Origin of the sequence: Exiguobacterium sp. A1_3_1, from assembly GCF_048985645.1 — a bacterium.
GTDB lineage: Bacteria > Bacillota > Bacilli > Exiguobacteriales > Exiguobacteriaceae > Exiguobacterium_A > Exiguobacterium_A indicum.
In genome coordinates this window covers 1-9,616 of record NZ_WBYY01000126.1, presented here as the reverse complement: position 1 = coordinate 9,616, position 9,616 = coordinate 1, and the positions used below count along the sequence as shown (strand labels likewise).

The 9,616-nt window shown below is 46.7% G+C and carries 8 protein-coding genes and 1 pseudogene; all 9 read left to right on the top strand.

What is annotated here, in order from left to right; genetic code table 11:
• Positions 1–191: 191 nt before the first annotated feature.
• Positions 192–2,459, top strand: a complete 2,268-nt coding sequence (locus F8N00_RS12930; protein ID WP_023469117.1) for a ribonucleoside-diphosphate reductase subunit alpha — start codon at positions 192–194, stop codon at positions 2,457–2,459.
• A gap of 18 nt (positions 2,460–2,477) precedes the next feature.
• The gene (locus tag F8N00_RS12925; RefSeq protein WP_023469116.1) at positions 2,478–2,966 is read left to right on the top strand and encodes a flavodoxin domain-containing protein; all 489 of its coding nucleotides are present in this window, start codon (positions 2,478–2,480) and stop codon (positions 2,964–2,966) included.
• Complete coding sequence (locus F8N00_RS12920; RefSeq protein ID WP_023469115.1) at positions 2,935–3,978, top strand: ribonucleotide-diphosphate reductase subunit beta; 1,044 nt, start codon at positions 2,935–2,937, stop codon at positions 3,976–3,978. The genes F8N00_RS12925 and F8N00_RS12920 overlap by 32 nt, the downstream gene beginning before the upstream one ends.
• A 436-nt stretch (positions 3,979–4,414) precedes the next feature.
• Complete coding sequence (yugI, locus tag F8N00_RS12915) at positions 4,415–4,807, top strand: S1 domain-containing post-transcriptional regulator GSP13 (protein WP_012371159.1); 393 nt, start codon at positions 4,415–4,417, stop codon at positions 4,805–4,807.
• A 136-nt stretch (positions 4,808–4,943) separates the two neighbouring features.
• Positions 4,944–6,110, top strand: coding sequence for an iron-containing alcohol dehydrogenase (locus F8N00_RS12910; protein ID WP_023469114.1), 1,167 nt, complete (start codon positions 4,944–4,946; stop codon positions 6,108–6,110).
• Between the two features lie 113 nt (positions 6,111–6,223).
• A complete protein-coding gene (locus F8N00_RS12905) occupies positions 6,224–7,573 on the top strand; it encodes a glucose-6-phosphate isomerase (RefSeq protein WP_023469113.1) in 1,350 nt (449 codons plus the stop codon).
• A gap of 172 nt (positions 7,574–7,745) precedes the next feature.
• Positions 7,746–8,219 carry an RNA deprotection pyrophosphohydrolase gene (gene ytkD / locus F8N00_RS12900; RefSeq protein WP_023469112.1) on the top strand — a complete coding sequence of 158 codons (474 nt, stop codon included), beginning with the start codon at positions 7,746–7,748 and terminating at the stop codon, positions 8,217–8,219.
• Entirely contained in the window at positions 8,191–8,955 is a 765-nt protein-coding gene (locus F8N00_RS12895) for an alpha/beta hydrolase family protein (RefSeq protein ID WP_410755521.1), read from the top strand. Before ytkD ends, F8N00_RS12895 begins: the two co-directional genes overlap by 29 nt.
• A 167-nt stretch (positions 8,956–9,122) precedes the next feature.
• Positions 9,123–9,616, top strand: a pseudogene (locus F8N00_RS12890) (EAL domain-containing protein); the annotation flags it as partial.

Here is a 9,616-nt window from a genome sequence, read left to right as displayed (position 1 = left end):
TGGGCTCGGAGATGTGTATAAGAGACAGACCTATATCTTGTAGATTAACAGGTTTAAAAACGCTAAAAACGTCTATATATAGAGTGAGAGTTGTAGAGTTCCTTCTATATGTAGGACGTCTTTTTTTAGTTTAGCGTATTTCATCGTCTAATGCGAACCTGTTTAACGATAGAGAATGGGAGTGGTTCATAGTGGCATCTCCACTGAATACAGCACGCATCTTTAAAGGTGCAATGACAATAGAAGACGTATATGTCGTGATTAGACAAGCAACGGAAACGTATCCGGAGCTTGATATCGACCGCTATACTGAACGTGCCATCCGAGCGCTTGAAGGAAAATCCCTACAAGCCGATCAAGTCTATGAACTGTTAACGATGCACGCACTCGATATGTTAAAGGCAGAAGAGCCGAACTGGACATTCGTAGCGACAGCGACTTACTTAAATCGGTTATACCTTGAAGCAGGTGAAAATCGCGGATATGCAGCAGAAGAACGGTATGGTTCGCTGTATACGCTGATTGAAAAACTGACAGAGATCGGCATCTTCACGAAACATCTACTAGATGCGTATTCGAAGGAAGACATCAACGAACTGTCGGCAACGATCGATCCATCCCGCGACCACTTGTTCACATACATTGGTCTTCGAACACTGGCAGACCGGTACCTCGCACGTGATCACGTCAAAAACTTGTACGAGCTACCACAAGAACGATTCATGGTCATCGCGATGACACTGATGCAAAACGAACCGAAAGAACGTCGTTTAGAACTCGTCAAAGAGTCTTACTGGGCATTGTCGAATCTCTACATGACAGTTGCGACTCCGACGCTTTCGAATGCTGGTAAGTCTTACGGTCAACTTTCTTCATGTTTCATCGATACAGTCGATGATTCGCTACGCGGCATCTACGACTCGAACACGGACGTGGCGACACTTTCTAAAGGTGGCGGCGGAATCGGCGTCTACATGGGTAAGATTCGCTCACGCGGCTCAGACATCAAAGGCTTCAAAGGTGTCTCAAGCGGTGTCATCCCGTGGATGAAACAATTGAACAACACGGCAGTCAGCGTCGATCAGCTCGGTATGCGCCAAGGATCGATCGCGGTGTACCTCGACATCTGGCATAAAGATATCCTCGAATTCCTGGACGCGAAGCTCAACAATGGGGATGAGCGACTTCGGACACACGACTTGTTCACAGGTGTTAACTTACCAGACCGTTTCATGCGTGCCGTCGAAGCACGAGAAGACTGGCATTTGTTTGACCCACATGAAATTCGTACCGTTATGGGCTTCAGCCTTGAAGATTACTTCGATGAGACGGAACAAGGGGGCAGCTTCACGGAACGATACGAAGCGTGTGTCAACGAACCGCGTCTCAGCAAAAAAACAGTTCCGGCAATCGATCTCGTCAAACGCTACATGCGTTCGCAACTTGAGACAGGAACGCCATACATGTTCTTCCGTGACGCCGTTAACCGTGCGAATCCGAATAAACATGCAGGCATGATCTACTCGTCAAACCTGTGCTCGGAAATCATGCAGAACATGAGCCCGACGACCGTGACGGAAGAGTACACGGAAGACGGTAAGATCATCGTCACGAAGACACCAGGGGACTTCGTCGTCTGTAACTTGTCATCGATCGCACTTGCACGTGCAGTTCGTTCTGACGTCTTAGAGCGATTGATTCCGATTCAAATGCGGATGCTTGATAACGTCATCGACTTGAATACGATCGATGTCCCGCAAGCACAATTGACGAATCAAAAATACCGTGCCGTTGGTCTTGGGACGTTCGGTTGGCACCATCTACTCGCACTCGAAGGCATCCGTTGGGAATCGGTCGAAGCGGTACAATACGCAGACCGTCTCTACGAGAAGATCGCTTACTTGACGATCGATGCGTCGATGCAACTTGCGAAAGAGAAGGGCGCGTACCGTCTCTTCGAGGGTTCAGAATGGCAAACAGGAGAGTACATCAAACGTCGCCACTATAAAACGACGGATGAACTCGATTGGGATCGTCTCCAAGCGGACATCACGGCGTACGGAATGCGTAATGCTTACTTGATGGCAGTCGCACCGAACTCATCGACGGCGATCATTGCGGGTAGTACGGCATCGATTGATCCAATCTACAAAAAAGTCTACTCGGAAGAGAAGAAAAACTATAAGATTCCAGTCACTGTTCCAGATTTAACACCGGAAACGAACTGGTTCTATAAATCAGCGTTTGAGATTGACCAGCTATGGAGCATTCGTCAAAATGCTTCGCGTCAGCGTCACATCGACCAAGCGATCAGTTTCAATCTGTACGTGAAAAATAACGTCAAGGCGAAAGAATTACTCGAGATGCACATGGAAGCATGGCAACTCGGGATGAAGACGATCTACTACACGCGTTCGACGACGGTTGAAATCGACGAATGTGAATCGTGTTCATCATAAGATAAGGAGGACGATATCATGAAGGCAGCAATCGTATACGCGTCATTGAGTGGAAACACGGAGGAGGTGGCAGAACTCGTCGCGAAGACGTGTTCTGAGATGGGAATCGAGCCGACGATGTTGTTTGCGGACGAAGTGACGACGTATCAGTTAATGCCTTATGATATCGTCTATTTTGGTTCGTATACGTGGGGGGATGGGCAACTACCCGACGATATGCGCGACTGTCTTAGAACCGTTCTGAAGGAGAGTTCGCATGCGATTCCGCAGGCAGCTGTTTTTGGAACAGGGGACAAGATGTTCGTCAAATATTGTCGCGCCGTTGATGAGATGGCGTATCATCTCTCGAAATTCGGGGTGCCACTTGCCGGCGAACTATTGAAAATCGAGCAGTCACCACGCAATCGCCCACATCTCGTCAAGGAATGGACGAAACGGACCATTCTTCAATTACAGCAAGAAGGAGTCGAAGCACATGGAACAGCTACAAAAAATCAAACTGCTTGATGCACGTCATCCGAATCGCGCGACAGCAATCATCGGTGGCGAAACGAGTGCCATCGTCAACTGGAACGATATTGCGTATCCACAGTTTTATTCGATCTACAAACAACTGTTATCGAACTTCTGGATCCCAGATGAGATCTCGATGTCGAAGGATATGCAGCAGTGGAATCAATTGAGCGAACGGGAACAGGATGCCTTTAAACGAATCATCGGGCTACTCTCGATCCTTGACTCGGTTCAGACACGTTATATCTTGGAATCGGCAATGTTCACATCGGATTCATCGGTTCACGCGATTCTTGCGATCGTTGCGCAACAGGAAGTCGTTCATAATCAATCGTACAGCTACGTCTTATCCAGCTTGGTTCCATTGGCTGAACAAAACCGGATTTTCGATATCGCGAAAGACGATGATATGGTCATGAAGCGTAATGCATTCATCCTTGATTTATATGAAGATTTCCAAAATGACCGGACTCCAGAGAATTTCGCGAAATCGCTCGTTGCTTCGATCGTTCTTGAAGGGATCAATTTCTATTCTGGCTTTGCTTTCTTCTATAACTTAGCACGTCATCAAAAGATGGTCGGAACATCGACGATGATCAGCTACATTCAACGGGATGAATTACAACACTCGTACTTCATCAGCCAATTGTTACGTGCTGTCCTGTCGGAGCATCCAGAAATCGATGCCGATGGCTCCTTCACACAATTCGTCTACGACACGTTCAAGCGTGCCGTCGATCTTGAAATCGAGTGGAGCGAATATGTCTTGCGTGATCTAGACGGTCTTGATGTCAGTGAAATGCGTGATTACGTTAAATATCTCGCAAACAAACGTCTTCGCGTCATCGGTTTGTCGGATCTTTATGAAGGGCACGACGAAGATGTCATGCCATGGATTCGTGCGTATTCGGATGATTCGATGAACGCGACAAAATCGGACTTCTTCGAACAAAAATCACGTTCGTATGCGAAAGTAACGGATGCGAATGGATTCGACGATCTGTGAGTAATAAATAGATCAATTGATGATTGCTTCTACTCTATATTTCCTTTACGCTAGGACAGGCGAGGTTCTGCTCGACTCCTGCGGAAAAACAAGTCATCATGACCCTGGAAGATGCGACGCATCTAAAGCGGCATGAGGGCTTGTCCGCGGAAAGCGAGCAGACCGAGACTGTCCGTTTTTTTTGATAGTCTTATCTGTCTTTCGTCTTTCTCGTTTCAAGCATTACTTTTCTTTGTCACTTAGGTCAATTCAACAAAAGAACAAAAAAAGGGCCGAACTCGGAAAGTTCGGCAGAATCAGGGGGAATACTTGAAGTCTTGCTACTAAAATGTTCCCTCGTGAAATAAAAAATAAACAAATTCCAAAAATATTTTTTACGATACAAGAAAAGTGTGTTATTATAAGTTGATGAATTTAGTTAGGGAGTGTATACATTATGGCAAACTTTGAAAAAGACCAAGTCGTTACTGGTAAAGTAACTGGTATTCAAAACTTCGGTGCTTTCGTAGCACTTGACGAGCAAACACAAGGTCTCGTCCACATCTCAGAAATCTCACACGATTACGTAAAAGACATCAACGATTACGTAAAAGTTGGCGATGAAGTAACTGTTAAAGTTCTCGACATCGACGAAGCTAACAAAAAAATGAAGCTTTCGATCAAAGCAACTCAGGAAGCTCCAAAACGTGAAGCACGCGCGAAAGGTCCACGCAAAAACGCTGGACGTCGCGATGCAGGTCCTGCTTTCAAACAAGAAGAAGCACCTGGATTCAACGTTCTTAAAGGTAAATTGGAAGAATGGATTGAAAAATCAAACTTCCAAAAATAAGCCACATGAGAGAATCGACATCGGTCGGTTCTCTTTTTTTATGCGATTTTTACATAGAATAAGCATTAAATTAGATGCGAAAGGGGAATGTGTGGATAATGTAAGGTGTTCATTACTTATTGAGGAGGCAACACAGATGGAAAACTTTGAATATCGCAATCCAACAAGACTTATTTTTGGTGACGGTCAAGTCAGCCAACTGAAACCACAACTCGAAGCACTCGGTGCAAAGAAAGTCATGCTCGTCTTCGGTGGCGGCAGTATTAAACGTAATGGCGTTTATGATGATGTCACACGTGAACTCAACGCGGCAGGAATCGAGTACGTCGAATGCGACGGTGTCGAACCGAACCCGCGTATCGAGACAGCAGAGCGCGGTATCAAAATTGCACGTGAAGCAGGCGTTGACGCATTGCTTGCACTCGGTGGCGGTTCTGTCATCGACTGCACGAAATTGATCGCTGCTGGTATTCCTTATGAAGGCGAAGCATGGGATCTCGTCATCGGCAAAGCAACACCAGAAACAGTCATCCCATTCGGAACAGTCTTGACGCTTGCAGCAACAGGTTCTGAGATGAACTCAGGATCCGTCATCACGAACTGGAAGACACAAGAGAAGTACGGTTGGGGTAGCCCGCTTACGTTCCCAACATTCTCAATCCTTGATCCGAAGTACACAGTCAGTGTGCCAAAAGATCAAACAATCTACGGTATCGTCGATATGATGAGCCACTGCCTCGAGCAATACTTCCACCCTGCGCATGCGCCGGTCCAAGAACGGATGACAGAAGGTGTCATGAAAGCAGTCGTCGAAGCAGCACCGAAACTCGTCAACGATCTCGAGAACGTTGAACTTCGTGGCACGATTCTCTTCGCTGGTACGATGGCGCTCAACGGTGTCCTTCAAATGGGCGCACGTGGCGACTGGGCATCACACAATATCGAGCACGCGGTTTCAGCTGTTCACGATATCCCGCACGCAGGTGGACTTGCGATCCTCTTCCCGAACTGGATGCGCCACGTACTCGACGAATCAAACGCACATCGTTTCGTCACACTCGGTGAGAACGTCTTTAACGTTGATACGGAAGGTAAATCAGAGATGGAAGCAGCACACGCGACAATCGACGCAATCAGTGCTTTCTGGACATCACTCGGTGCACCGAATCGTCTCGCTGATTACGACATCAAAGAAGATACAGTTGACGCAATCGTCAAGTCAGCAATGACACGCGGCGACTTCGGAAACTTCAAATCACTTGGAAACGAAGACGTTCGTCAAATCGTGACAGCTGCCCTATAACAATCTGTAACATTTGCTACTCATTTCACAAAAGACTTGAACGACCTTCCTTCTTGCGTTTTAATGAAAAGGAAGGTCGCATTTCGTTGCGAATGAATAAGGAGGACGATGGCATGTCAACAGTACGTTTTGATTATTCGAAAGCCCTACAATTCGTAGGTCAACATGAAGTAGATCATATGGCGGAAACGGTAAAGACGCTTCACCATGCGATTCATGCAGGAACAGGTGCAGGAAGTGATTTCTTAGGATGGGTAGATCTTCCGACGAATTACGATCAAGCGGAATTTGCACGCATCCAAGCGTCTGCAGAAAAAATCAAGTCGGATTCTGATGTGTTGTTAGTCGTCGGAATCGGCGGTTCGTATCTCGGAGCGCGCGCTGCGATCGAGATGCTCGGACACTCATTCCATAACTTGTTATCAAAAGAAGATCGCAAAGCACCACAAATCATCTATGCAGGTCATAATATCTCATCGACGTATCTGCACGATTTATTCGAAGTCCTCGAAGGAAAAGATGTATCGGTCAACATCATCTCGAAATCGGGTACGACGACAGAACCAGCAATTTCGTTCCGTCTCTTGAAATCGTTCATGGAAGAGAAATACGGTAAAGCAGAAGCCAAACACCGGATTTATGCAACGACGGATAAAGCGCGTGGTGCATTAAAAACACTCGCAGACTCTGAAGGATACGAGACATTCGTCATTCCGGATGATGTCGGCGGCCGTTTCTCTGTGTTGACACCGGTTGGTCTATTACCGATCGCAGCAGCTGGTATTTCAATCGAAGAGTTGATGCAAGGTGCCCGTGACGCGCAAGAGCGCTACGCGAGCGAAAACCTAGCTGACAACGAAGCGTATCAATACGCGGTCGTTCGAAATGCGCTCTATGCGAAAGGGAAGACGATCGAGCTTCTCGTCAACTACGAACCAGCACTTCATTATGTGTCAGAGTGGTGGAAACAATTATACGGCGAGTCAGAAGGAAAAGACTTCAAAGGGATCTTCCCAGCAGCAGTCGACTTCTCGACGGATCTTCACTCGATGGGACAATACGTCCAAGAAGGTCGTCGTGACCTGTTCGAGACAGTCATCAAAGTCGGTCAAGCACGTCATGCATTGACGATCGAAGAAGATGCTCAGGATCTCGATGGATTGAACTTCCTTGCAGGGAAGTCGATTCAATTCGTTAACGATAAAGCAGCAGAAGGTACGTTGCTTGCGCACACGGACGGACAAGTACCGAACTTGACAGTCGAACTTCCAGAGATGACACCGTATCACCTCGGATTCCTGTTCTACTTCTTCGAAAAAGCTTGTGCGATGAGTGGTTATCTCCTCGGAGTGAACCCATTTGATCAGCCAGGCGTCGAAGCGTACAAGAAAAACATGTTCGCTCTTCTTGGGAAACCAGGATTCGAAGCAGAAAAAGCAGAACTCGAAGCACGTTTGAAGTAATATGAAACGACAGTCGATCGTTCCCTAGTGGAACATCGGCTGTTTTTTTGTCTTTAGCGGATGATAGTAGGCTATCATTTTCCAGATTTACAGGTAATCCTAGCGTTTTCACTTTTAGAATACCCGTGAAACAGGTAAAGTGAAGTTAGAAGAAGAAATGAGGTGCACGTACGTGATTACATTCTTGGATTATTATCAAAATCAAGTGGAGTTAAGTTTTGATGACCATCCGTTCTCGGATCGTCCCTTGCACGTGTGGGTCATTGCCGTGTACGAAGGAAAATGGTTGCTGACCCATCATAAGCAACGTGGTTATGAATTTCCTGGTGGAAAGGTTGAACCAGGGGAAACGGCGGAAGAAGCTGCACGTCGTGAAGTGATGGAAGAGACAGGTGGGGAAATCGATTCCCTCTCATATGTCGGGCAGTATCGGGTTGCCGGAAAAGGCGATACGATCATCAAAAACATCTACTTCGCGCAAATCGGATCATTGTCGTCTCATCTTGCCGTGGATGAAACGGACGGTGCTTTTCTATTCGAGGAACTCCCTGAACGTCTCGATACGAATCGACAATACAGTTTCATGATGAAGGACCGTGTCCTTCCGGAGACGCTCCGTGTACTTAGCGAACGCCGATTGGTTTGAACTTCCGCGGCAAGGTCCGTTTCGGACGTTTCGGATGTTTTATACCACAGCGGATGGAGAACGGGTCGGTGCCTATATCGTACTCCCGCAAGTTGCGAACGGTCAGGGAATTCTCTACTTGCGTGGTGGAACGCGTTCGATCGGAATGGTCCGACCGACTCGATTGCTCGCGTTCGCACAGGCAGGCTTTTTTGTCATGGCACCTTTCTATCGAGGGAATCTAGGCGGCACGGGAAAAGAAGACTTTGGACATCACGATATCGAAGACGCCTGCAGCGCCTTTGACTGGTTGCAGCAACGTGTTTCGCATGTTCACGCATTTGGATTTTCACGTGGTGGACAGATGGCACTGCTCCTTGCGCATCACCGTCCAGTCGCTCGAACGGTTTCCTGGGCAGGGGTGACGGAGTTGACGTGGACGTATGAAGAGCAGAAGACGATGCAAAAGATGCTGCGGCGATACACGGGAGGTACACCAGATACGGTTCCTGATGAATACGCGGTTCGCTCGCCGCTCCATGTCGCACCTCAAGGTGAAGTGTTATTGATTCACGGTGCATACGATGAGAACGTTCGTTTACGCCACGCGACGGCTTATGCCGCACGTTATTCCGAAAAAACGATGCTTCAGACTTATGCCTATGCCCATCAATTTCCGATTCATGACAAGTTGCATGTGACGCGGAATGTGTTGAATTGGTTTGAGACTGGTATATGGAATCCGGATGAAAGGTGATAGTTCAAGCAGTACGACCAATGTCGTGCTGTTTTTTTGTGTTACGGAAAATGGCATAGAATTAAAAAATAAGAACATTGATATGTTGTAAAAAACAATAATCTCCTAAAAAGTAAACTTTGATATAATAGATGACATCAGAGAAGAATAGAGGGGGCATGAGAACGATGGATATCTTATTAGCACGTCAACCCATCGTTAATCGAGTAGGTTCGATTGATGCATTTGAACTATTGTATCGTTCGATTGAACAAATCAGTGTGTTTGATGGTGATTTAGCGACGATGGATGTTTTGACGAATACACTTGTTCATATGGGAGTAGATCATGTAGCAGAAGGCAAGAAGCTATTTGTTAATTTCACGGCAGAGCTGTTGAAAAGCGACTTGATTCATTATTTGGATCCAAGCCAATTCGTCATTGAAATTCTAGAAACAGTTGAGATCGATACAGAGATGCTGTCTGTTCTACATAGTTGGAAAGACGCGGGCTTTACGTTAGCACTCGATGATTTTGTGACGGATTTACTCCGACAGCATGGAGCGGAATTGTTTGAGTTGATCGATTTAATTAAAATCGACATCGAGACGATTTCCCCTCGCGAGCAAAGTGCTATCCTCCATATTGTCTGTCTCTTATACACATCTCCGAGCCCACGAGA

Excerpts from the sequence above, each read along its gene's own strand:
- F8N00_RS12920 (WP_023469115.1), top strand. The coding sequence starts at position 2,935 with ATGGAACAGCTACAAAAAATCAAACTGCTTGATGCACGTCATCCGAAT.
- F8N00_RS12925 (WP_023469116.1), top strand. The coding sequence starts at position 2,478 with ATGAAGGCAGCAATCGTATACGCGTCATTGAGTGGAAACACGGAGGAG.
- F8N00_RS12910 (WP_023469114.1), top strand. The coding sequence starts at position 4,944 with ATGGAAAACTTTGAATATCGCAATCCAACAAGACTTATTTTTGGTGAC.
- yugI (WP_012371159.1), top strand. The coding sequence starts at position 4,415 with ATGGCAAACTTTGAAAAAGACCAAGTCGTTACTGGTAAAGTAACTGGT.
- F8N00_RS12905 (WP_023469113.1), top strand. The coding sequence starts at position 6,224 with ATGTCAACAGTACGTTTTGATTATTCGAAAGCCCTACAATTCGTAGGT.